The sequence below is a fragment of the Arthrobacter sp. 9E16 genome (assembly GCF_002929435.1).
GTDB classification, from domain to species: Bacteria; Actinomycetota; Actinomycetes; order Actinomycetales; family Micrococcaceae; genus Arthrobacter_B; species Arthrobacter_B sunyaminii.
Genome location: NZ_PJIU01000002.1, coordinates 96,299 through 120,120, shown reverse-complemented (window position 1 = coordinate 120,120; position 23,822 = coordinate 96,299). Strand labels below are relative to the sequence as shown.

General features: G+C 64.2%; 21 protein-coding genes and 1 tRNA gene. 12 read left to right on the top strand and 10 right to left on the bottom strand.

The window, feature by feature from the left end; genetic code table 11:
* Positions 1–17 precede the first annotated feature (17 nt).
* Both cysK and epsC read left to right on the top strand, forming a co-directional pair.
* Positions 18–953 carry a cysteine synthase A gene (gene cysK / locus CXR00_RS07245; RefSeq protein WP_104053876.1) on the top strand — a complete coding sequence of 312 codons (936 nt, stop codon included), beginning with the start codon at positions 18–20 and terminating at the stop codon, positions 951–953.
* A 42-nt stretch (positions 954–995) separates the two neighbouring features.
* On the top strand, positions 996–1,580 hold the full coding sequence (gene epsC, locus CXR00_RS07240; RefSeq protein ID WP_104053875.1) for a serine O-acetyltransferase EpsC: 585 nt from the start codon (positions 996–998) through the stop codon (positions 1,578–1,580).
* Between the two features lie 93 nt (positions 1,581–1,673).
* Here the strand turns inward: epsC and gndA are convergent, their stop codons facing one another.
* The 6 genes from gndA to CXR00_RS07210 form a co-directional block, all read right to left on the bottom strand.
* Positions 1,674–3,110 carry an NADP-dependent phosphogluconate dehydrogenase gene (gene gndA / locus CXR00_RS07235; protein ID WP_104053874.1) on the bottom strand — a complete coding sequence of 479 codons (1,437 nt, stop codon included), beginning with the start codon at positions 3,108–3,110 and terminating at the stop codon, positions 1,674–1,676.
* Between the two features lie 77 nt (positions 3,111–3,187).
* Positions 3,188–4,135 (bottom strand): serine hydrolase, encoded by a 948-nt coding sequence (locus CXR00_RS07230; protein ID WP_181032302.1) that lies wholly within the window; start codon positions 4,133–4,135, stop codon positions 3,188–3,190.
* Between the two features lie 255 nt (positions 4,136–4,390).
* Positions 4,391–4,463, bottom strand: a tRNA-Val gene (locus tag CXR00_RS07225).
* A gap of 115 nt (positions 4,464–4,578) precedes the next feature.
* A complete protein-coding gene (locus tag CXR00_RS07220) occupies positions 4,579–5,550 on the bottom strand; it encodes an NAD-dependent protein deacetylase (RefSeq protein WP_104053872.1) in 972 nt (323 codons plus the stop codon).
* Positions 5,547–6,029, bottom strand: a complete 483-nt coding sequence (locus CXR00_RS07215) for a redoxin domain-containing protein (protein ID WP_104053871.1) — start codon at positions 6,027–6,029, stop codon at positions 5,547–5,549. Before CXR00_RS07215 ends, CXR00_RS07220 begins: the two co-directional genes overlap by 4 nt.
* A gap of 5 nt (positions 6,030–6,034) precedes the next feature.
* Positions 6,035–6,454: a DUF3052 domain-containing protein gene (locus CXR00_RS07210; RefSeq protein WP_104053870.1), complete on the bottom strand. Its 420-nt coding sequence runs from the start codon at positions 6,452–6,454 to the stop codon at positions 6,035–6,037.
* 360 nt (positions 6,455–6,814) lie between these two features.
* On the opposite strand from CXR00_RS07210, the gene aceE reads away from it, so the two are divergent.
* Entirely contained in the window at positions 6,815–9,553 is a 2,739-nt protein-coding gene (gene aceE / locus CXR00_RS07205; protein WP_104053869.1) for a pyruvate dehydrogenase (acetyl-transferring), homodimeric type, read from the top strand.
* A 134-nt stretch (positions 9,554–9,687) separates the two neighbouring features.
* On the opposite strand, the gene CXR00_RS07200 is transcribed toward aceE, so the two are convergent.
* A complete protein-coding gene (locus CXR00_RS07200; RefSeq protein WP_181032503.1) occupies positions 9,688–11,196 on the bottom strand; it encodes an HNH endonuclease signature motif containing protein in 1,509 nt (502 codons plus the stop codon).
* Positions 11,197–11,286: 90 nt separating this feature from the next.
* Between CXR00_RS07200 and CXR00_RS18230 the strand changes: the two genes are divergently transcribed.
* Positions 11,287–11,553: a hypothetical protein gene (locus tag CXR00_RS18230; protein ID WP_181032502.1), complete on the top strand. Its 267-nt coding sequence runs from the start codon at positions 11,287–11,289 to the stop codon at positions 11,551–11,553.
* 10 nt (positions 11,554–11,563) lie between these two features.
* On the opposite strand, the gene CXR00_RS07195 is transcribed toward CXR00_RS18230, so the two are convergent.
* A complete protein-coding gene (locus CXR00_RS07195) occupies positions 11,564–12,259 on the bottom strand; it encodes a FadR/GntR family transcriptional regulator (protein ID WP_104053867.1) in 696 nt (231 codons plus the stop codon).
* 174 nt (positions 12,260–12,433) lie between these two features.
* Between CXR00_RS07195 and CXR00_RS07190 the strand changes: the two genes are divergently transcribed.
* From CXR00_RS07190 to fabF, 8 genes are all read left to right on the top strand, one after another.
* Positions 12,434–13,795, top strand: coding sequence for an SLC13 family permease (locus tag CXR00_RS07190; protein WP_104053866.1), 1,362 nt, complete (start codon positions 12,434–12,436; stop codon positions 13,793–13,795).
* Positions 13,796–13,840: 45 nt separating this feature from the next.
* Entirely contained in the window at positions 13,841–15,064 is a 1,224-nt protein-coding gene (locus CXR00_RS07185) for a CaiB/BaiF CoA-transferase family protein (RefSeq protein WP_104053865.1), read from the top strand.
* A complete protein-coding gene (locus CXR00_RS07180; protein WP_104053864.1) occupies positions 15,061–16,572 on the top strand; it encodes a carboxyl transferase domain-containing protein in 1,512 nt (503 codons plus the stop codon). The genes CXR00_RS07185 and CXR00_RS07180 overlap by 4 nt, the downstream gene beginning before the upstream one ends.
* A gap of 85 nt (positions 16,573–16,657) precedes the next feature.
* Positions 16,658–17,884 carry a CdaR family transcriptional regulator gene (locus CXR00_RS07175; protein WP_237688589.1) on the top strand — a complete coding sequence of 409 codons (1,227 nt, stop codon included), beginning with the start codon at positions 16,658–16,660 and terminating at the stop codon, positions 17,882–17,884.
* 108 nt (positions 17,885–17,992) lie between these two features.
* Complete coding sequence (locus tag CXR00_RS07170; RefSeq protein WP_104053862.1) at positions 17,993–18,964, top strand: ACP S-malonyltransferase; 972 nt, start codon at positions 17,993–17,995, stop codon at positions 18,962–18,964.
* Positions 18,961–20,025 carry a beta-ketoacyl-ACP synthase III gene (locus CXR00_RS07165; RefSeq protein WP_104053861.1) on the top strand — a complete coding sequence of 355 codons (1,065 nt, stop codon included), beginning with the start codon at positions 18,961–18,963 and terminating at the stop codon, positions 20,023–20,025. Before CXR00_RS07170 ends, CXR00_RS07165 begins: the two co-directional genes overlap by 4 nt.
* 84 nt (positions 20,026–20,109) lie before the next feature.
* A complete protein-coding gene (locus CXR00_RS07160; protein WP_104053860.1) occupies positions 20,110–20,355 on the top strand; it encodes an acyl carrier protein in 246 nt (81 codons plus the stop codon).
* An 89-nt stretch (positions 20,356–20,444) separates the two neighbouring features.
* The gene (fabF, locus tag CXR00_RS07155) at positions 20,445–21,680 is read left to right on the top strand and encodes a beta-ketoacyl-ACP synthase II (protein WP_104053859.1); all 1,236 of its coding nucleotides are present in this window, start codon (positions 20,445–20,447) and stop codon (positions 21,678–21,680) included.
* 143 nt (positions 21,681–21,823) lie between these two features.
* Here the strand turns inward: fabF and CXR00_RS07150 are convergent, their stop codons facing one another.
* Positions 21,824–22,327, bottom strand: a complete 504-nt coding sequence (locus CXR00_RS07150) for a DUF3145 domain-containing protein (protein ID WP_104053858.1) — start codon at positions 22,325–22,327, stop codon at positions 21,824–21,826.
* 244 nt (positions 22,328–22,571) lie between these two features.
* Entirely contained in the window at positions 22,572–23,459 is an 888-nt protein-coding gene (locus CXR00_RS07145; protein ID WP_237686952.1) for a tyrosine recombinase XerC, read from the bottom strand.
* Positions 23,460–23,822: the final 363 nt, after the last annotated feature.

Here is a 23,822-nt window from a genome sequence, read left to right as displayed (position 1 = left end):
CGGATAGAGGACAAACCATGGCACGGATTTACGACGACGTCACCCAGCTGGTAGGCGGTACCCCGCTGGTCCGGCTCAACCGCCTGACCGAGGGACTTGACGCCGAGGTGGCGGTCAAGCTCGAGTTCTACAACCCGGCCAACAGCGTGAAGGACCGGATTGGTGTGGCCATTGTGGACGCCGCCGAGAAGGCCGGCGCCCTCAAGCCCGGCGGAACGATCGTCGAAGGCACTTCCGGCAACACCGGCATCGCCCTGGCCATGGTGGGCGCCGCCCGCGGCTACAAGGTCATCCTGACCATGCCCGAGACCATGTCCACCGAGCGTCGCGTCATGCTTCGTGCGTACGGTGCCGAGATTGTCCTGACGCCCGGCTCCGAGGGAATGCGCGGCGCCGTGGATAAGGCCAAGGAAATCGTGGCCACCACCGAGAACGCCATCTGGGCCCAGCAGTTTGCCAACGCCGCCAACCCCGAAGTCCACCGCCAGACCACGGCCGAGGAGATCTGGGAAGACACCGACGGCAAGGTTGACATCTTCGTGGCCGGTGTCGGCACCGGCGGTACCATCACCGGCGTCGGGCAGGTCCTGAAGAAGCGCAAGCCCGGTGTCCAGATTGTCGCCGTCGAGCCGAAGGACTCGGCCATCCTCAACGGCGGCTCCCCCGGACCGCACAAGATCCAGGGCCTGGGCGCCAACTTTGTCCCCGAAGTGCTGGATACCGACATCTACGACGAAGTCATTGACGCTTCCGTTGAGGACTCAGTTGCCACAGCGCGTGCTTTGGGTGCCAAGGAAGGTATTCTCGGCGGAATCTCGTCCGGTGCAATCGTCTGGGCGGCCCTTGAGCTGGCCAAGCGGCCGGAAAACGCCGGTAAGCTGATTGTCGCCGTCGTCTGCGACTTCGGTGAGCGCTACATCTCCACGGTGCTCTACGACGATATCCGGGGCTGATCTCCGCTCCGCCTACAGTTCCGCACGATCAGAAAGTCACCTGTGAGCTTCCTTGCACGCCTGCGTGAAGACCTCGACGCCGCTGCGTCCCATGACCCGGCCGCGCGCGGTTCCATGGAGAACCTCGTGGTCTACTCCGGGCTGCATGCCATCTGGATGCACCGGCTGACCCATCGGATGTGGGCGCGGCCCGGACTGCGCTTTCCTGCCCGGGTGCTCTCGCAGCTGACCCGCTTTGCCACCGGGATCGAAATCCATCCCGGGGCAACGATTGGGCGCAGGTTCTTCATTGACCACGGCATGGGCGTGGTCATTGGCGAGACTGCGGAGATCGGTGACGACGTCATGCTTTACCACGGGGTCACCTTGGGCGGGCGGTCCCTGGCCCGGATCAAGCGCCACCCCACCATCTGCGACGGCGTCACGGTGGGGGCTGGCGCCAAAATCCTGGGTCCGGTGACCATTGGCAAGAACAGCGCCGTGGGCGCCAATGCCGTGGTAGTTAAGGATGCGCCGGCCGATTCCATTATCACCGGCATTCCGGCCCGATGGCGGCACCGTCAGGTCAAGGAAACGCAGGCAGCTGTGGATCCGGCCGAATATATCGATCCGGCGATTTATATCTGAGACAAGTCGTAACTGCGGCAAACTCGCAGACAATAGACAAAGGCCGCCGGCACCCATTGGGTGCCGGCGGCCTTTTGCGTACTCAGCGGTTGGCTAGTGGGTGTCCACTGCTTCCACCTCGGAGTGGTCCCCGCTCCACATTGTGTGGAATGTACCCTCGGAATCGACCCGGTTGTAGGTATGCGCCCCGAAGAGGTCGCGCAGGCCCTGGGTGAGTGCGGCAGGCAGGCGCTTGCGGCGCAGTCCGTCGTAGTAGGCCAGGGAAGAGCTGAAGACGGGCACGGGAATGCCCAGCTGGACGGCAACGGACACTACGCGGCGCCAAGCCGGCAGAGCCGCGGCAATGGACTCCGCGAAGGCCGGAGCCAGCAGCAGGTTGGCCGGAGCATTGTCTCCCTCATAGGCCTTCATGATGTCATCAAGCAGTTCCGCCCGGATGATGCAGCCGGCGCGCCACAGCGAGGCGATCTGGTCCAGCTTCAGGTCCCAGCCGTATTCCTTGGCGGCGCTGTTGAGCATGTCGATGCCCTGGGCGTAGCTGACGAGCTTGGAGGCGTAGAGCGCCTGGCGGACATCATCAACGAAGGTTTCGGGCAGCTCGACGGTCGCTTCGCCGCCGGCAAGGATCTCCTGTGCTTCTGCGCGCTGGCCCCGCTGGGAGGACAGGGCCCGGGCGAAAACGGACTCGGCAATAGCGGAAACAGGCGAGCCCAGGTCCAGGCCGGACACCACCGTCCAGCGTCCGGTGCCCTTCTGCCCGGCGGAATCCACGACGACGTCGACAAACGGCTTGCCGGTCTTTGCATCCGTGTGGGCCAGGACTTCGGCCGTGATTTCAATCAGGAAGGAACTGAGCTGACCGGTGTTCCATTCCGTGAAGATTTCGGCCTGTTCAGCCGGTTCAATACCCCCGGCAGAGCGCAGCAGGTCGTAGGCCTCACCGATGACCTGCATGTCTGCGTACTCGATGCCGTTGTGCACCATCTTTACGAAGTGACCCGCACCGTCGGTGCCGATCCAGCTGCAGCAGGGCTCGCCGTCGTACTTCGCCGCGATTTTCTCGAGCATGGGGCCCAGAGAGTCGTAGGACTCGCGCGAACCGCCGGGCATGATGGACGGGCCGAGCAGCGCGCCCTCTTCACCGCCGGAGACGCCGACACCCACAAAGTGAAGATCCTTCTCCGCCAGGGCGGCCTCGCGGCGCCGGGTGTCCTCGTAGTGTGAGTTGCCCGCGTCAATCACAATGTCGCCGGCTTCCAGCAGCGGCACCAGCTGGTCGATCACGGAGTCCACCGGAGCACCGGCCTTCACCATGATCAGGACGCGGCGGGGCTTCTCCAGGGAATCGACGAGTTCCTGAAGGGACTCGGTTCGGATGAAGTCGCCTTCATCGCCGTGGGCAGACAGCAGGGCGTCCGTTTTCTCGATCGACCGGTTGTGCAGGGCTACGGTGTAGCCGTTCCGGGCGAGGTTCCGCGCCAGGTTTGCACCCATGACGGCCAGGCCGGTGACACCAATTTGTGCGCTCAAGTTTTCTCCACGATTCTTCGGGTGCCCAGCAAGGGGGCACGGCGATTGGCGCTCGCCCGCCGTCTTTATCTCCCAGCCTATGCTTCCGAGCCGTCCGCCCGCCACATGGGACTCTCCGTGTCGGCGGAGTCGGGCGTTCCCGTGGTTTCGAAGGAGTTGATGATGCGGGCCACGCGCTCCACCACGGACACTCCGTCTTCCATCGTGCTGGTTCCGGAGGTGAGGACCACCACTGCGTATTCTGCACCGCCGGCACGGACAAAACCCATGCTGCCGACGTTCCAAGACAAGGCGTCGTCCTGCAGCCAGCCATTCTTCAGGGCAATTTCGGCGCCAAGGTCTGAGGCTCCGGCGCTGATTCCCCAGCTTTGGCCTGATTCCACATTTTCCATGAGCTCCACGGCGAACTCCTGCAGGCCGGGGTCGATCCAGTCCACTCCCTCGAGAAGCGCGCGTGCAATCTTGAGCTGGTCCTCGACTCCGGTCTCATTGGCACCCCATACCTCGGAGGCGTTAGTTTCCGTGACACCGAGCATGCCGTAGGTCCGGGCCAGTTCCGGCGCTCCCCCAACGGCTTCGTACAGCGCCGTGGTGGCATCATTGTCGCTGTACTCGATCATCATCACGGCCTGGTATTCCTCTTCCAGCGTCAGGTCCCGCTCCTCCTGCGTCGCTTCGCGCAGCAGGGTCAGCAGGATCGGCACCTTGACGAGGCTTGCTTCCAGATAGCTGCCGCCGGGGTTGTAGTGCCAGGCGCGGCCGGAAGTGGCTTCATAAACAGCTGCGGAGAACTCCGTGCCTGATGAGTTGCCCTCCGGGTCCGTGTAGGCGTTGACCTCATCCGCCCAGGCATCCAGCGCGTCGGTAAGCAGGTCTGCTTCATCCACCGGAAGCGGGGCGGAGGACGATTCCTGCGCAGCACCTGTTGCGGCACTTTCCGTGGTCACCATGCCGCAGCCGGCAGCGGTGAGCGGGAGCAGCAGCGCCGCAACGGTCGCCACCGTACGCCGGAACGTCATACGCATGCGGGTACCTCCTCTTCCTGGGTGCACACTTTGTCCGTCCATCCCAGAAATAGCAACGGAGACTGTTCAAAAGCTGAGAGTCTGTGCGCAGGGACCGTGCGTGCCGCCCAGCCTGGAGCGCCGCCGCAGGACGGGCCTGGCGCGATACCAAGCGGAACAATGGCCCCGCTCGGATGTTGGCTGCGCAGAACGCCGTTCACGCAAAGCAAAACCCGCCGTCCTTCCGGACGGCGGGTTCATAGTTTGCTTCTTCTGTGGGTCCTACCGGGATCGAACCGATGACATCCACGGTGTAAACGTGGCGCTCTACCAGCTGAGCTAAAGACCCTTTGTGACCGTTATGCCTCTCAGGTTTTCCTGATCAGCGCCGCATCACGAGGAATTACTCTACCGGACGTTTGCGGATAATGCCTAATCAGCTCATTACGCCTGGTGATTCGCCCTCACGGACCCTGATTTGGGCCGCCCGCGTCCCGGGACAAATCCGGCAGTTCAGCTGCAAGATATTCAAGTGCCGTCGACACGCCCGCGTCTATCTTTAGGTCCGCCAAGTCATCCCCGCGGGTGGGGCCGCGGTTGATGATAACCACCGGTTTTCCCGTCTTATGCGCGTGTTTGACGAACCGCAGGCCGCTCATCACGGTCAGGGACGATCCGGCAACCAGGAGGGCGTCGGCAGCATTGAGCATGGCAAAGGCTGCGGCTACACGGTCCCGGGGCACGTTTTCACCAAAATAGACGAAATCCGGTTTCAGCATTCCGCCGCAAACGGGACAGTCAGCCACGACAAAATCTTCGGTGTCCGCGACATCCGCATCGGCGTCGGGGGCGATGTCACCGTCCAGCCGGGTGCGCTCGAGAAAACCCGGGTTCAGTTCTTCCAGCAGCCGGGAGATGGTCTGACGGGAGTATCTGGTTCCGCACTCCAGGCACATAACGCGGTCAAAGCGCCCGTGCAGGTCCACGGCCAGCGCACTGCCCGCGTCCGTGTGCAGCCGGTCCACGTTTTGGGTGATCAGTCCGGTGGTCAGTCCCCTGCGTTCCAACCGGGCGACGGCGGCGTGGCCGGCATTGGGTGCCGCCTGGCGCAGATGGTGCCACCCCACATGGTTTCGTGCCCAGTAACGGCGGCGCAGGTCCGGGTCCCCGACGAATTCCTGATAGGTCATCGGATTGCGCGGCGGCGCCTCCGGCCCCCGGTAGTCGGGGATGCCGGAATCGGTGCTCATTCCCGCCCCGGTGAGGATGGCCAGCCGGCGACCGGCCAGCAACTCAACGGCACGGCGAAGCTGACGCTCTTCATCCGCGGTGGGCGGCGGAGCGGACGGTGCGGGGTCGGAGCGGACAAAACCGGTAAGTCCCAGCCCCGGTCTGGAGCCGCCGGAACGGCCGCTGCCGGCAGGTGTGTTGGTCACGGAGAAGTCAGCTCCCGAACTGCATCGCGGTACGCCTGCAGCGGGCGGGGTGTCCCCGCACCGGAGCGCACTACGCTGCGCACCAGGCCCTGTTCATCGATGAGGAAGGAGGCCCGCAGCGGACGGCCCAGTTCGACGTCGAACGCCTCGTAGGCGCCGGCCACGCGGCCGTGGGGCCAAAAATCCGCCAGCAGGTCAAAGGAATAACCGCGGGCCTGAGAATAGGCACGCAGGGCATATTTCGAGTCGCAGGAGACCGCCAGCATGCGGACCCCGTCGCGGCCGAATTCCTCCCGGACCGTCTCAAGCTCATCAAGTTCCCCGGAACACACGCCTGAAAACGCGAAGGGGAAGAAAACAACAAGGACCGGCTGACCTTGAAGCGCAGACAAACGGACAGGCTCCCCAAACTGGTTGGGGAGCTCAAAGTCCGGAGCCGGATACCGCCCGTCAGCTGCCGGTGACGGTGTCAGCTCCAAGGCGGCTACTTCTTGCGTCGGGCAACCAGGCGGGTGGCAGCCCAGTCATCGCTTACTGCGGGCGATGTGGTGACGTGCAGGCCGGCCGTTGGTGCCGCTTCTTCGATGTCTGCGGGAGGAACGTACCCGTCCCGACCGGACTTGGGCGTCAGCACCCAGACAACTCCGCCGTCGTCGAGCGTTGTGATGGAGTCCACCAGCGCATCCACGAGGTCTCCGTCGTCGGCACGCCACCAGAGGATAACTCCGTCTACGACTTCATGGTCCTCTTCGGTGAGGAGCTCACTCCCGACCAAGTCCTCGAGTCCGTCGCGGAGGTCGAAATCGACGTCCTCGTCGTAGCCGAATTCCTGAATCAGGTCTTGGTCTTTGAAACCCAATCTTCCCGCCACGCTGTTTTCCGTGACGGCTTCGGCCTCGCTCACTTCACTCCTCCTGGTTGACTGCATAAATACAAGGGAATCACATATTTGGACGAGATGCGGTGTCTTGGACACAAGCCAACACCTTTTGGGCAGAACCTTCAAGGTTCCGTGGCATGCACCGGAGGGTTGTCACATGTACCCGCAGGTGGGACAGCGCGACCGCGTGCACGGGCGTTGGTTGACCCGCCCGCCGCCGGAAGCGAACAGGCTACGCAAGACGCGCTCTCCGGGACTAGAGTGGACGGAAGAGGCTCCGGAGGCAACCAGCATCCGCATAGCCGCCGTGATCGTCCGGATTGAAACCGGATCCCCACAGTCGTAATTGGTGCAGACACAATCTGCACCCGAGAGAGGTTTGCCGTGGCCGCAGAAGACACAACGGACATCCTGAGCGGGTTAACCAACCAGCTTCCGGACCGTGACCCCGAGGAAACCGCGGAATGGATTGAATCGCTTGACGAACTGATCCGTTCGCAGGGCACCGAACGCGCCCAGTACATCATGCGTTCACTGCTCCAGCGCGCTGGTTCCCAGAGCGTAGGCGTGCCGATGGTAACCACCACCGACTACGTCAACACCATTCCCGTCGACCAGGAACCAGAGTTCCCGGGCGACGAGGAAATCGAACGCCGCTACCGCGCCTGGCTGCGCTGGAATGCCGCCATTATGGTGCACCGTGCCCAGCGCCCGGGCATCGGCGTCGGCGGACATATTTCCACCTACGCCGGAGCGGCAACCCTTTACGAAGTGGGCATGAACCACTTCTTCCGGGGCAAGGACCATCCGGGCGGTGGAGACCAGATTTATTTCCAGGGTCACGCCTCCCCCGGCATGTACGCCCGCGCGTTCCTTGAAGGCCGGCTGTCCGAAGAAGACATGGACGGTTTCCGCCAGGAGAAGTCCCGTGAGGGACACGCCCTGTCCTCATACCCGCACCCGCGCTCCATGCCTGATTTCTGGGAATTCCCCACCGTGTCCATGGGTATCGGTCCGATGAACGCCATTTACCAGGCGCAGTCCAACCGCTACCTGCAGAACCGCGGCCTCAAGGACACCTCTGACCAGCACGTCTGGGCCTTCCTTGGCGACGGTGAAATGGACGAGCCGGAATCGCGCGGACTGCTGCAGCTAGCCGCCAATGACAAGCTGGACAACCTGACGTTCGTGGTCAACTGCAACCTGCAGCGCCTGGACGGTCCGGTCCGCGGCAACGGCAAGATCATGCAGGAACTTGAGGCCTTCTTCCGCGGCGCCGGCTGGAACGTCATCAAGGTTGTCTGGGGCCGCGAGTGGGACTCGCTGCTCGAGAAGGACAAAGACGGCACGCTGGTGGACATCATGAACTCCACCCCCGACGGCGACTACCAGACGTACAAGGCTGAGAACGGCGGGTTTGTCCGCGACCACTTCTTCGGCAAGAGCCCGGCAACCAAGGAACTGGTTGCTAATCTCACCGACGAGGAAATCTGGCAGCTTAAGCGCGGCGGCCACGATTACCGCAAGGTCTACGCCGCCTACAAGGCCGCCATGGAATTCAAGGGCAAGCCGACGGTCATCCTGGCCCACACGGTCAAGGGCTACGGCCTGGGCACGCACTTCGAGGGCCGCAATGCGACCCACCAGATGAAGAAGCTGACCCTGGATGACCTGAAGGCCTTCCGGGATCACCTGCGCATCCCGATCAGCGACGAGCAGCTCGAAGCCGATCCCTACCAGCCGCCGTACTACAACCCGGGACCTGACGCTCCGGAGATCAAGTACATGCTGGAACGCCGGCGCGAGCTGGGCGGCAATGTTCCCGAGCGTCGGGTTAAGCACGAGCCGCTGCACCTGCCGGACGAGAAGGCCTACGAAGTGGCCAACCGCGGCTCCGGCAAGCAGCTGGCCGCCACCACCATGGCGTTCGTGCGGCTGCTCAAGGACCTGATGCGGGATAAGGAATTCGGCAAGCGGATTGTGCCGATCATTCCGGATGAGGCCCGTACCTTCGGCATGGACTCGTTCTTCCCCACCGCAAAGATCTACAACCCCAAGGGCCAGAATTACCTTTCTGTAGACCGGGATCTCGTCCTGGCCTACAAGGAGTCCCCGCAGGGCCAGATCGTGCATGTGGGCATCAACGAGGCCGGTTCCATTGCTGCGTTCACCGCCGCCGGAACGTCCTACGCCACTCACGGCGAACCGCTAATTCCGGTGTACGTGTTCTACTCGATGTTTGGGTTCCAGCGCACGGGAGACTACATCTGGGCGGCCACCGACCAGATGGCCCGCGGCTTCATGATTTCCGCGACTGCCGGCCGCACCACCCTGACCGGTGAAGGCCTGCAGCATGCTGACGGACACTCTCCGATCCTGGCCTCCACCAACCCCGCGGTGAAGACCTACGACCCGGCATATGGGTACGAGATTGGGCACATTGTCCGCCACGGCCTCGAGCAGATGTACGGCCCGGATTCTGAGGATCCGAACGTCATCTACAACCTCATGGTCTACAACGAGCCGATCCAGCAGCCCAAGGCTCCGGAGGACCTGGACGTCGAAGGCATCGTCAAGGGCATCTACCTTCTTGCTCCGGCAAAGGTTGACGGCCCCCGGGCCCAGCTGCTCGCGTCCGGCGTTGCCGTACCGTGGGCTCTTGAAGCTCAGAAGATCCTCGCTGAGGATTGGGGCGTATCTGCCGACGTTTGGTCCGTGACCTCATGGAATGAACTGCGCCGCGACGGCTTGGCCGCTGAGGAAGAAGCATTCCTGAATCCCGACGCCGAACCCCGGGTGCCGTTCGTGACCCAGCAGCTCGCTGGCGCTACCGGTCCGATTGTTGCTTCCACGGATTACATGAAGGCTGTCCCGGACCAGATCCGCCAGTTTGTGCCCAACGAGTTTGCAACCCTTGGCGCTGATGATTTCGGCTTTGCCGACACCCGCGCTGCGGCACGGCGGTACTTCAAGATCGATTCGCACTCCATGGTCGTTCGGACCCTGGAAATGCTCGCCCGCCGCGGCGAGGTGGACGCCAGTGCGCCTGCTGAAGCGATCAAAAAGTACGACCTGCTCAACGTGAACGCTGGCACCTCCGGCAACGCCGGCGGCGACGCCTAGCACTGTGTTGTCCTGATCAGATGTTGTCCTGATCTGGGCAGGAAAAGAACCGTCGCAACCGCGGCGGTTCTTTTCTTTTTGCCTGTAAACCACTGGCCGTCACCGGGTGGATCCGACTGGTTGGGTGCCTCGCTTTAGAAGGGTGGCGGATCGTCGCCGTAGTCTTCCGGCAGGGTGTCCGCGGCCGACCCGGCAGAATGCTGCCCGGGCGAAGCGGGTTTCCCGGCCCCCACCGTTGGTCCTGTGCCTGGTCCCGTGCTGGGTCGCGTGCTGAGTCCTGTGGCCAGGGTGAGGTGCGGATCCGTGCGGTAGGTTCGACCGCCCGGTGACGTCCACTCAATAATTCCGGGACTGTGTTGTTGTGCTTTCCAGAAGCCCCGGGACTTGAACATGTGATGCCGCTTGCAGAGATGCTCCAGGTTGTCGTGATCAGTGGTCCCGCCGTGGGACCACGGTCTGGTGTGGTCAATTTCTGCGATCACGGCGTTGGTCCGGCATCCCGGGAACCGGCAGGTTCCGTCCCTGGCACGCAGCCAGCGCTGCAGCCCGGCAGGAACTTTCCGCCGCCGCCCGACCCGCAGAATCTCTTCAGTGTCTTGGTTTCGTTCCACCGGAGTCCAGTGCGCTGCCTGCCGGGCCAAACGACGGGCAGTTTCGGGGCTGATCGGCCCGTAGCCGTGGAGTTCGGCCGGTTGTTCGTCGGCACCGAAGAGGGTTTCGGCGGTGATCAGGACCAGGATTTCGGTGCGGGCCCGGGCACGGGCCCGGGGCCGGTTATCCTTGGTGTCGCGGCCGCTGTCCCTGGCCCTGTCCCTGCGGTCCCGGTCGCCCCGGTCTTCGCGGTTGCTGCAGTCCCGGCCACCGACCTCCACGCTGTGGGAGTCACCGCTGTCTCGGCCACAGCTATCCCGTCCTACGGCTTCCCTGGCATCCTCTTCACCGTCGAGCAGGTCAGCCAGAATGTCCGCCCGCAACTGATCCACTCCCCGCGGATCCCCGGCTGCCTGCTCACCGCGCGCCGCCGTGGTCAGCTGCGTATAAACCAGCTGCGCCCTCGCTGCCGGCAACAACGCCGACAACCACGACATCCCGTCCTCCTCCGGCACCAAACACACCCGCCGCCGTTCAAAAGCACTCTTATGCTGAACCGGAACGGTCTCCGGATACCGGCCCTCCCGCAACCTTCTGGCCTTCACCCGGAACTGGGACGACGTCTGCCCCGCACCCGCGGCCTCCAGCAGGGAAGCCTCGAAGCCGGCCCGTTCGGAGTCGGGGACGTTCTGGGATTGGTCCAGCACCGTCTGCACATGCCCGTAGCCCAGGCTCCCGTCTTCCAGCCGGGCCAGGGTTGCGGTGTGGGTGGTGCATAACCGTCCCGCCTCACTCATCAGCATCTTCGCGGTGTTCGTGGGCAGGTGCAGGATGGCTGCGGCTTCCTCCGCCGCCAGGCTAAAGGTCAGGGCCGGATCTTCCCGGCCGATGTCTTCGAGCAGGTCATCGCGGAAGAGGGTTTCCATCCGGTGCAGCACTCTGGCCTGCTGGGCCTGCGCCCACCGCACCAGCGCATCCAACCGGGACAACACCGCTGAGGACTCGTCCTGGGTTAGGGCCTCCGCACCCTGCAGTGCCAACGAACCGCTCAAACCTTCAAGGCTCTGAATAGTTCCAGGATTCGCGGTACCGGATTGGACGGCACCAGGCGCGGCGTCAAAGACAGACCGGCTGGACGCAGCATGCCGTTTGCCGCCATCGGCCAGCTCTGCAGCCTGGCCGGCACCAACGGAATCACCGGTGCCGCGCTGAAAAGATCCGTTCTGATCCATGTCTTCAGGCTTTCACCTGCCACCGACATTTCCGTCCCGAAAACAGCCCCAAAAGCGCCCAAAACAGAGACCTTCGAGATCCCGAGATACCCGTCTTTTCCAGACGACTACTTACGCCAGGTGTCTGCTTACCTGCACAGGATCTGCGCACAGCAGATCACCGTCGAGTTCGGATAACGGGACGTCCTCAGATCCCGGTCTTGGACACCAGATCAATGTGTGCCTGCATGGCACGCGCCGCCGCCGCGGGATCAGACGTTTGGATGGCGTCAGCAATGGCTCGGTGGGACTGCAAGGACTGCTCCGGGCGTCCCGGCTGCCCGAGGGATGCCAGCCGGGTCTCCCGGACCAACTCCGAAATGAACGTCATCATGGACGCCAGGATGGAGGAATGGGCAGCAGCGGCCACGGCTTGGTGAAACTGCTCATCTCCGGCAGTTCCCCGGCTGCCGTCGGCAATCTCCGCAGCCATGGATTCCAGCGCCAGATCGATGGCCGCCAGGTCCTCAGTTGTGCGGCGCTCCGCCGCAAGTTCGGCCAGCTTTACTTCCAAGGTGCTGCGGGCTTCGACGATTTCCGGCATCCGGTCGCGGTGCTCGCGCAGTTCGCGCAGCACCGACGCAACACTCGGCCGATACATTAGCACCGCGCCGGTTCCGTGCTGCACGTCAATCACTCCCAGGACTTCAAGAGCGACCAGCGACTGTGCCAGCGTGGCCCGGGAAACCCCCATGCGCTCCGCCAGATCCCGCTCCGCCGGCAGCAAGTCCCCCGGCCCCAGGCCGGCTGACGCGATATACCCCAGAAGCTGTTCCACCAGCCGCTCATACAAACGGGGCCTGGAAACACGAACAAATCCGTTGCCATCACCGCTGCCTGACATGGCGTCCTCTTTCTACGTCCACCGGGCATCCCCACGGCTGAGACGAACTATAGCGGGGATTGACAAAGAGACCCAGTGTCTAAGAGGCTAGTCCAGTGGTGTGGCCTGCATCACTTTTCAGGTGGGGCCGGCAGCCCGGGGGCAGTGCCGGCTCCTTCGACCAAGGGAACATAGATGTCCGCTCCACTGCTTTCCATCCTGATACTGGTGGCCATGTTCCTTTTGGCAACAGTGCTGCCGCTGAACATGGGGGCACTTGCCTTCGTTGGCGCCTTCCTTCTGGGCTTTGTCTTCCTCGATATGAGCACCGACGAGATTCTCGCCAATTTTCCCGGCGCGCTCTTCCTGACCATCGTCGGCGTGACATACCTCTTCGCGATAGCTCAAAACAACGGAACCATTGACCTGCTGGTCCGGGGCGCTGTGAAGCTTGTCGGGAACCGGGTGGCGCTCATTCCCTGGATCATGTTTGCCATCACCGCCATCATCACCGCCGTCGGCGCACTCTCTCCCGCCGCCGTCGCCATCGTGGCCCCGATTGCTCTGGGCTTTGCCGCCAAACACAAGATCAATCCGCTGATGATGGGCATGATGGTGATCCACGGCGCGCAGGCAGGCGGATTCTCGCCGATTGCCGTCTACGGAGTCACGGTCAACGGCATCATCGGTGAAACCGATCTGGAATCCAGCCCCTTGGCCGTATTCCTGGCCAGCCTGCTCTTCAATACCTTCATTGCACTGATTCTGTTCTTTGTTCTGGGCGGCAGCAAACTTCGCAGCGGCAAGGTGGGCGGCTTCGTGGAGGAAGTTGCCCAGGCACGGATGAACCTCAGCACCGCTGGCCGCGCCGACGTCGCCTTCAAGGGATTCGGCTCCGACATCTATGGTCCGCGCGACCCTGCCGGAGACGGTCTTACCGCCACTAAATCCCGCACCGAATTGTTTCCGCAGATTGTGACGATCGCCGGTTTGGTCGCCCTTGCCGTCATCGCCCTCGGATTCAAGGTTGATGTTGGCTTTGTCTCCATCACCATCGCCGTGATCCTGGCGTTGGTCTCCCCGCAGGCGCAAAAGGGCGCCATCAACAAGATCAGCTGGACCACGGTCCTGCTGATCTGCGGCATGCTCACCTTTGTCGGTGTGCTCCAGGAAGCAGGCACCGTTGAGTACGTGTCCGACGGCGTCGTCGGACTTGGTATGCCCCTGCTGGCTGCGCTGCTCATCTGCTACATTGGCGCCGTTGTCTCTGCCTTCGCTTCCTCCACCGCCATCCTCGCGGCCCTGATTCCGCTGGCCGTCCCCTTCCTCGCTTCCGGCGAGATAGGCGCCGTTGGACTCATCTGTGCACTGGCCGTTTCATCCACGATCGTTGACGTCTCACCGTTCTCCACAAACGGTGCGCTGGTCCTCGCGAATGCTCCCGAGGGCATGGACAAGGACCGTTTCTACAAGCAGATCCTCAGCTACAGCGGAATCGTTGTTGTCGTTGGACCGCTGGTGGCCTGGCTGATCATGGTGGTTCCAGGCTGGCTCTAAGCCCCGACCGCCCGGCTCCACATCCCGCTACAGAAAGAGACTTCCATGAGCTCCACATCCACTTCCCGCGGCCCGCTGGACGGCTACCTCGTTGTTGACCTGAGCCGCGCCTTAGCCGGTCCCCACGCCGGCATGATGCTTGCGGACCTCGGCGCCCGCGTGATCAAGGTTGAGACCCCCGGCACGGGTGATGACACCCGCAGCTGGGGACCGCCGTTCGTTGGCCCGGAAGAGGATTTGCAGGCTACATACTTCCTCTCCTGCAACCGGAACAAGGAATCAATCAGTCTGGACCTCAAGTCCGACGACGGCGTGGCCGTGCTGCGGGATCTGGTCCGCCGCGCCGACGTCCTGGTGGAGAATTTCCGGCCCGGGGTGCTGGACCGGCTCGGCTTCTCCCCGGCGCAGCTGCATGAGCTCAATCCCCGGCTGGTGATCCTGTCCATCAGCGGTTTTGGGCACGACGGCCCCGAGGCCACCCGCAGCGGTTACGACCAGATTGTTCAGGGAGAAGCCGGCCTCATGTCCCTGACAGGTTCAGGCCCGGAGGACCCTCAGCGTGTGGGGGTACCGATCGCTGATCTGCTGTCCGGGATGTACGGGGCCTTCGGCCTGCTGGCTGCGCTGCTGGAACGCGAGCGCACCGGCAAGGGACAGGTGGTCCGTACATCGCTGCTTGCCGCCGTCGTCGGCGTTCATGCTTTTCAGGGCACCCGGCACACCGTTGCCGGCGAAGTCCCGGCTGCTCAGGGGAACCACCATCCCTCTATTGCGCCCTACGGCCTGTTCTCTTGCCGCGGCGGCAAGGTCCAGATCAGTGTTGGCAGCGAGAAGCTGTGGGAAACGTTCGCGGCCACGTTCGGCATTGACACCTCACGCCCCGAATTTGCCGGCAATGCGCAGCGGGTGCGCAACCGCCCTTCGGTCATCGAGGCCGTCGAAGAAGCGTTTGCCGAATTTGATGCCGAACCGCTGCTGGAGAAGCTGCGGGCCGCAGGCATTCCGGCCGGCAAGGTGCGGACGCTGGACGAAGTCTACGAATGGGAACAGGTGCATTCGCAGGGCCTCGTGGTCGACGTCGAACATCCCGTCCTGGGCACGGTTGCCCTGCCGGGACCGCCGCTGCGTTTCTTTGACGCTGAGGAAGGCACCGAAACCACCAACCGCAGCCATGCCGCTCCGCCCCTGCTGGACCAGCACGGAAGCGAGATCCGGAACTGGCTGGCCGGGGACTCCGGACAGGCCGGAGTTCAGGGACCGGACGCATGAGTGTCCAAACACGGCCCCGGCGTCTTAATGCCCGCGGCCTGCTGGATCTCGTGGTTGATCCCGGAACGTACGTCTCCTGGGACGCCCCGGTGACCTATACCGAGCACAGCAAGGCCTATGATGCAGACCTCGCCGCTGCCAGGGAGAAAACGGGGGAAGACGAGTCCGTACTGACCGGAGAGGGGCTCGTGCACGGACGGCGGGTGGCTTTGGTTGTTTGTGAATTTGGTTTCCTCGGCGGATCCATTGGCGTTGCCGCGGCAGATCGCCTAACCGACGCCGTGGAACGCGCCACCCGGGAAGGACTGCCGCTGCTGGCGGGTCCGGCGTCCGGCGGTACCCGGATGCAAGAGGGCACTCTGGCTTTCCTCTCGATGGTGAAAATCACTGCAGCTGTCCGCCGGCACAAGGAAGCGGGCCTGCCCTACCTTGTGTACCTGCGTCATCCCACCACCGGCGGCGTCATGGCTTCCTGGGGTTCGCTGGGGCACATCACCGTCGCCGAGCCGGGTGCACTGCTGGGATTCCTCGGCCCGCGGGTTTACGAATCCCTGTATGGAGAGCCGTTTCCGGAAGGTGTTCAGACGGCGGAAAACCTGCAGGCCCGAGGCCTGGTGGATGCGGTGCTTCCGCCCGAGGAACTCGCACCTACCATTCACCGTGCCCTGTCCATGCTGCTCCCGGGACCTGTTACCCCGTTGCCGGAGCCGGCATCCCTGAGCGCGTCCCCCGCAGAGGTGCCGGCCTGGGAATCCATCACCATCTCCCGCAACCGGCAGCGGCCCGGAGTGCGCCAGCTGCTGCACTTTGCAGCCGCCGACGTCCTCCCGCTGAACGGAACCGGCCAGGGTGAAAAGGATCCGGGGCTGCTGCTGGCTCTGGCCCGTTTTGGCGAAACTTCCTGTGTGGTGCTGGGCCAGGACCGCCAGCGCGGTTCCAAGCAGCCGGCGCTGGGGCCGGCGTCACTGCGGGAGGCGCGCCGGGGCATGCGTCTGGCCGAAGAGCTGAACCTTCCCCTGTTGACGGTTATCGACACCGGAGGGGCCGCCCTTTCCAAGGAAGCCGAGGAGGGCGGGCTCGCCGGGGAAATCGCCCGCTGTCTGAATGACCTGGTCGGGTTGAACTGTCCCACCGTGTCTGTGCTGCTTGGACAGGGCGCCGGAGGCGGAGCGTTGGCGCTGCTGCCCGCAGACCGTACGGTGGCCGCGCAGCACGCGTGGCTGTCATCTCTCCCGCCGGAGGGGGCGAGCGCCATTGTCTACCGTGATACTGAACACGGGGCACAAATGGCACAGGAACAGGGCGTGACGGTCTCCGCCCTGGCGGCTCACGGCATCGTGGACCACATCGTTCCGGAGGAGCCTGACGCCGCCGCAGAAGCACCGGCTTTCTGCCGGAGGATGGGCCAGGCCGTGGAATACGAGCTTGCATCCCTGCGGACGGTGCCGTCCGCGGCACGGCTCGAGCAGCGCACAGCCCGGTTCCGCAGGCTCGGATCGGCAGGGTGATGCAGGGCCGACACATACCCCGAGTTGTAGCCTTCGCACAAAATGGTGCTTGTTCGGTGAACCCCGTAAGCTCAGCTTTATGCCAGTGACTCGCAGCACAGCCGCGCCTCGACACGGGAGGCGTGCCGAACCGGCGGATCCCTCCACCGTCGAACGCCTCAAAGCCAACATTGGAAAACTATCCACTGCCACGCTGAAGCAGCTGGACGTCTCCCTGCCCTGGTACCGGGGACTGCGCCCGGATGAACGTTCCGCGCTGGGCATGGTGGCCCAGAAGGGCATCGCCTCCTTCGTGAACTGGTACGAGCGTCCGGCTTCCCCGGCCTGGGTCCTTAGCGACGTCTTCGGCACGGCACCCACCGAACTCACCCGTTCCATCAGCCTGCAGAAAGCCCTGCAGCTGATCCGGGTAGTGGTTCAGGTGGTGGAAGACCGGGTGCCCGAGCTGGCCGACGACGACGTCCAGGGGCCGCTGCGTGAAGCCGTCCTGCGCTATTCCCGGGAAGTGGCCTTTGCCGCAGCAGACGTGTACGCACGCGCTGCGGAGACCCGCGGCGCCTGGGACACACGGCTCGAGGCACTCGTGGTGGATGCCATCCTGCGCGGTGAAAGCTCCGATGCGCTGCGTTCCCGCATCGCCGCCGTGGGGTGGACCTCCACCGCACGGATCACCGTGATGGTGGGCAGTTCGCCGTCGGACACCAATGCCTCCTTCGTCAACGAGCTGCGGCGGGCCACTGCACGTCTCAGCGAAGACGCCCTCGTGGGAATCCAAGGCGAACGGCTCATCCTGGTACTGGGCGGCATGGATGAGAGCGCCGGCTCCTACGGCCGGCTCGCGGAACTCTTCGGTCCCGGACCGGTGGTTTACGGGCCTCCCGCGGATTCACTGGTCGACGCCGGACCGTCGGCTCAGGCTGCCTTCGCCGGGCTCACCGCGGCCCGTGCCTGGCCAGCGGCACCGCGCCCGGTGGCGGCTGACGATCTCTGGCCGGAACGGGTCATGTCCGGCGATGACAGCGCCCGCAAGGCCCTGGTCCGGAGCATTTACCGGCCGCTGCTCAGCGCCTCCAACGGGCTGGCCGAGACGCTCTCCGCCTACCTGTCACTGGGGCATTCCCTGGAGGCAACGGCACGTGAACTCTTCGTCCATGCCAACACGGTCAGGTACCGGCTGCGGCGGGTCTGTGATGTCACCGGCTGGGACCCGATGCTGCCGCGCGAAGCTTTTGTGCTGCAGACAGCCCTGGTGGTGGGCCGCCTCGCGCCGCCGGGCAAAGCCGTTCCCGAGCGTTCCGCCAGCCGCTCCTGAGTCGGTTGCATGCGCTCAACCACCTTGTAGACTTCCTACAACGCCGCACCGGGAGCTTGGTCTACGCAAACACCCGGGATCTGACCGTCTCTTTGGAAAGCTTGATACGTGCTCGCAATTGTCTGCCCCGGCCAGGGGTCCCAAACGCCAGGTTTCCTTTCTCCGTGGCTTGAACTGCCCGGAGTTCGGGAACACCTCGAATCCCTCAGCGCCATCGCCGGTCTGGATCTGATCGCTCACGGCACCGTCTCTGATGAGGAAACCATCAAGGACACCGCAGTAGCCCAGCCCCTGATCGTTGCCGCCGGACTGATGGCAGCGCGGCTCCTCGTGGAACCGAAGGCACTCACCGCTTCCACCGTCGTCGCGGGGCACTCCGTTGGTGAGATTACGGCTTCGGCCCTCGCCGGCGCACTGACCGAACCCGACGCCCTGATTTTCGTCCGCGAACGCGCCAATGCCATGGCCCGCGCCGCCGCGGAAACCCCCACCGGCATGAGTGCAGTGCTTGGCGGAGACCCCGAGGAAGTTACCGCTGCACTTGCCGCGGCCGGCCTCACCGCGGCCAATGCCAACGGCGGCGGACAAACCGTGGCAGCGGGAACCCTGGAACAGCTGGCCGCTTTTGCCGCAGCACCCCCGGCCAAGGCCCGCGTCATCCCGCTGAAGGTTGCCGGCGCCTTCCACACCGCCCACATGGCCCCGGCGGTCAGCGTGCTGGAGAACCTCCGCCCGCAGCTGCGCCCGGCCGCTCCCCTGCCCACACTGCTCTCCAACTACGACGGCGCCGCCGTGGTGTCCGGCGAAGCCAACCTGGACAGCCTCATCAGCCAGGTCTCCCGTCCGGTCCGCTGGGACCTGTGCATGGAGTCCATGGCGGCCATGGGTGTCACCGGCATGCTGGAACTGCCGCCGGCAGGAACCCTTACAGGACTGGCACGCCGCGGGCTCAAGGGCCTGCCCACCCTGGCCCTGAAATCCCCCGAAGACCTCGACGCCGCTCGGGAGTTCATCGCTGAACATTCCGGTACGGCCGCCGCAGTAGCAGCAGCAACCACCACCGGAGAAGGTAACGCGTGAGCACGCCCACCCTGAAGCAGTCCCCCGTCCACCAGTTCAGCCGGATTCACGGCATTGGCGCTTTCCGCCCCGACGTCATCGTGAGCAACGAAGATGTCTGCCAGTGGATCGACTCCTCCGATGAGTGGATCCGCCAGCGCACGGGCATCATCACCCGGCACCGTGCCGACAAGGGCACCTCCGTGGTGGACATGGCGGAAGCTGCCGGCCGCGACGCCCTGCAGAGCGCAGGAATCGACGGTTCGCAGCTTGGCGCAGTCATCGTCTCCACCGTGACCCACCCGTACGCCACTCCGTCAGCCGCAGCCGAGATCGCGCATCTGCTCGGCGCCGCCCCTGCTCCGGCCTACGACGTATCGGCCGCCTGCGCGGGTTACTGCTACGGCGTGGCCCAGGCTGACGCCCTGGTGCGCTCCGGAGCAGCAGAATACGTGCTGGTCATCGGCGTGGAGAAGCTCTCCGACTTCATCGACAACACCGAGCGCACTATCTCCTTCCTGCTCGGTGACGGCGCAGGCGCCGTCGTCGTCGGTCCGTCAGATTCTGCGGGCATCGGCCCGTCCGTCTGGGGATCCGACGGCAGCAAGTCCACCACCATCGGCATGACGCATTCCATGCTGGACATCCGCGAACTGTCCCTCGCCGCCGAAGCGGCCGGCGACACCGTTGATGCGGCCGACGTCGCCGAGCGCGACACCAAGCTGTGGCCCACTCTGCGCCAGGACGGCCAGAGCGTGTTCCGCTGGGCTGTCTGGGAAATGGCGAAGGTAGCCCAGCGCGCCCTCGACGCCGCAGGAGTAACCGCCGAGGATCTCGGGGCCTTCGTCCCGCACCAGGCCAACATGCGCATCATCGACGAAATGGCCAAGCAGCTGAAGCTTCCCGAGTCCGTGATCATTGCCCGCGACATTGCCGACGCCGGCAACACGTCCGCTGCCTCGATCCCGCTGGCGACGCACCGGCTGCTGCAGGAAAACCCTGAGCTCAGCGGCAAGCTGTCCCTCCAGATCGGCTTCGGAGCAGGCCTGGTCTTCGGCGCACAGGTTATCGTTCTTCCGTAACCCGTCCGCCCCCATTCACCACACCGCTCCGCGGTTGGACCACCCCGCCGGCTCCTGCCGGCATCACGAGAAAAAGGAGCCAACATGGCTAGCAACGAAGAAATCCTGGCCGGCCTCGCCGAGATCGTCAACGAGGAAACCGGTCTGGCCCCCGAGTCCGTCGAACTGGACAAGTCCTTCACCGATGACCTGGACATCGACTCCATCTCGATGATGACGATCGTCGTCAACGCCGAAGAGAAGTTCGGCGTGCGCATCCCGGACGAAGAGGTCAAGAACCTGAAGACCGTCGGCGACGCCGTGGACTTCATTTCCAAAGCCCAGGCGTAATCCGCCGGCGGCCGCTGCCTATCCCGGCGGCGGCCGCCGCGTCAGCGCATGCACCTGAAGCTACACCAACGTTTTCGAGAGAGTGAATCATGGCCCGCAAAGTAGTCATCACCGGCCTGGGCGCCACTACGCCCATTGGCGGAGATGTTCCCACCATGTGGAAGAACGCCCTCAAAGGTGTCCCCGGCGCCCGTACCCTCGAGGACGATTGGGTAGCCCAGTACAGCCTTCCCGTAACCTTCGCCGCGCGTGTTTCCACCCCGGCCACTGACATCCTCTCCCGCGTTGAAGCCAAGCGCATGGACCCGTCCACCCAGTTTGCCGTGGTATCCGCCCGGGAAGCATGGGCCGACTCCGGCATCGAGGACGTAGACCATGACCGTCTCGCGGTCTCCTTTGCCACGGGCATCGGCGGCGTGTGGACCCTGCTCGATGCCTGGGACACCCTCCGTGAAAAGGGCCCCCGCCGGGTCCTCCCCATGACCGTTCCCATGCTGATGCCCAACGGCCCCGCCGCCGCCGTCAGCTTGGACCTGGGTGCCCGCGCCGGCGCCCATACCCCGGTGTCCGCCTGCGCCTCCGGCACTGAAGCCCTGCACCAGGGACTGGAACTGATCCGCTCCGGCAAGGCCGACGTCGTTGTCTGCGGCGGTGCCGAAGCTGCCATCCACCCCATGCCGATGGCGGCGTTCGCCTCGATGCAGGCCCTTTCCAAGCGCAATGATGATCCGGAACGCGCATCCCGCCCGTATGACAAGGACCGCGACGGTTTTGTCATGGGCGAGGGCGCCGGCGCGCTGGTACTGGAAGCCGAGGAACACGCCCTGGCCCGCGGCGCCCGGATCTATGCCGAGCTTGCCGGCACGGCCGTCACCGCCGACGCTTACCACATCACCGCTCCCGACCCCGAGGGCCTGGGCGCCACCCGCGCCCTGAAAGCGGCTCTCTACGACGCCCGGGCACAGGCCGAGGACGTAGTCCATGTCAACGCGCACGCCACCTCCACACCGGTGGGTGACAAGCCTGAGTACACGGCACTGAAGGCCGCACTGGGGTCCCACGTGGACAACGTTGCGGTGTCCGCAACCAAGTCACAGACAGGCCACCTGCTGGGCGCGTCCGGCGCCGTGGAAGCGGTCATGACCGCGATGGCCGTTTATGACCGCCAGGCACCGGCCACAATCAACCTTGATAACCAGGATCCGGAGATCCCGCTCGACGTCGTCACGTCGGCCCGGACCCTGCCCGGCGGCGACATTGTGGTCCTGAGCAATTCGTTTGGTTTCGGCGGGCATAACGCCGTTATCGCCCTGCGCAGCTACTGAGGCTACCTGCTGGCAGCTCATTACCGACGCACCTACGCAGAAGAGGGAGGACCAACAGGTCCTCCCTCTTCTGCGTTTATGTTCGGCTTCTGTGTTTATGTCCGGCCCAGCGTTTATGTGCGGCCAGCCTGGAATCCGGGCAGTTATCCGACCTGGTGAAGCCAGCGGACATTGGCTCCGTCACCTGCATGCCGGAAGGGTTCAAGCTCGTCATCCCATGCTTCGCCCAAGGCCAGGGACAGCTCATGATAAACAGCTGAGGGGTCACCCGCCCCGTTCTCGTAGGCGTACCGAATCCGGTCTTCCGACACCATGATGTTGCCGTGGACGTCAGTGGCGGCGTGGAATATGCCCAGTTCGGGAGTGTGGCACCAGCGGCTGCCGTCAGCCCCGGGACTCTGGTCCTCGGTGACTTCATACCGGAGGTGGGCCCAGCCGCGCAGCGCGGAAGCCAGAAGGGACCCCGTTCCCTGCGGACCGGTCCATTCCAATTCGGTCCGCAGCATTCCGGGAGCAGCCGGCTGAGGGGTCCACTTTAGATCCGTTCGCTTTTCCACGACGGATCCGATAGCCCACTCGATATGGGGGCACAACGCAGACGGGGCGGAGTGTATGAATAACACGCCGTGGGCCATCACAACAGACATTCCATCCTCCATAGCTGTAGGTACGTCTTCCCCAACGACCTTCAACCTGAGTGAAATCCTTGTGTTGCTTGTCTGACCCCAGTACGAACTGCGCCTAATAAACTCTGCTGATGCCTTTCGATTCGACGAGACTTTCGTGATTCTCTGAGACTTTCGTTCGATGTGAACTTAGCCTTATTGTGCCGCAAGTTATCCGTTTGCGCCAATAAACGGTACAGCCCTTTCGGTACCTTCAATTCTGCGATCAGGCCCGGGGATGGGCCTGCTGGTAGCTCGCGCGCAATCGGTCCACGGATACGTGCGTATACAGCTGCGTCGTGGCCAGGGAGGAGTGTCCAAGGATTTCCTGCACGGCTCTCAGATCCGCACCGCCGTCGAGCAGATGAGTTGCGGCTGAGTGCCGCAGCGCGTGCGGTCCGGTGGCGCCGGTGTCTCCCAGGGCTTCAAAGAGTCCGGAGACAACCGAGCGGACCTGCCGCTGGTCGACCCGCCTGCCGCGTTGACCCAGGAACAGGGCCGGACCGCTTTCGGCAGTTGCCAGTGCCGGCCGGCCGCGTCGCAGCCAGGCGTCTACGGCTGCAGCTGCGGGCTGCCCGTATGGAACGGTCCGCTCCTTGTTTCCCTTGCCGATCACCGTCAGCGTACGGCGTTCCGGGTTCAGGTCGTCGATGTCCAATCCGGTTAGCTCCCCCACCCGGATCCCGGTGGCATAAAGCAGCTCCACGAGAGCATGGTTTCGGACTGCGACGGGGTCTCCTTCAGCGGCGGCTGCCGCGAGCGTGTCAAAGAGGTCCCCGACCTGTCCGGCGCGCAGCACTGCGGGCAGAGTCTTGTCGCGCTTCGGTGCACGGAGCCGGAGCGCCGGGTCCGCACTGATAAGTTCCTCGCGGAGGGCCCACCCGGTAAAGCTGCGCGCAGTGGCGGCCCGGCGAGCCAGCGTAGACCGGGCCAGGCCAGCCGCACTGAGGGCACCCAACCAACCGCGCAGGACGCCCAGATCGAGGCCTTCCAGAGTCCGCACTCCCCCGGCCAGCGCATAGTTCAACAGCTGGGCAACGTCGCCCTCATATGCCCGGACAGTGTGCTCGGACCGGCCGCGTTCGCTGGTCAGGTAGCGGCTGAACCGGCGCAGGGCCCGGCTGAACTCTCCCGGCCAGGCAGGGGTCTCGGCGCGGGATGCTTCGCTCGCCTCTTTATTCACCCCTTTACTGTCCTCGCATCGCTGTCTGTCCTCAAGCAGGCACACCGGCGGCGGACTGATCTACCTCCGTCATGGCGGCGAGTTGAAGGGCACTACCCTGCGGATCCGGCCTCTTCCACGTCCCGGCACTGCTTCGCCGGGCGCGGCCACGATGGGACAGCACCGTCTCCACCGCATTGTTCGCTGATCTTGTGTTCGCTGAGGCCGCGCCAGGACATCGGCGTGTGGGTCCTCGGCATACCTGAGGACCCACACGCCTCAGAACGACCTCACATTTTGGGTGACCGAAAGGCC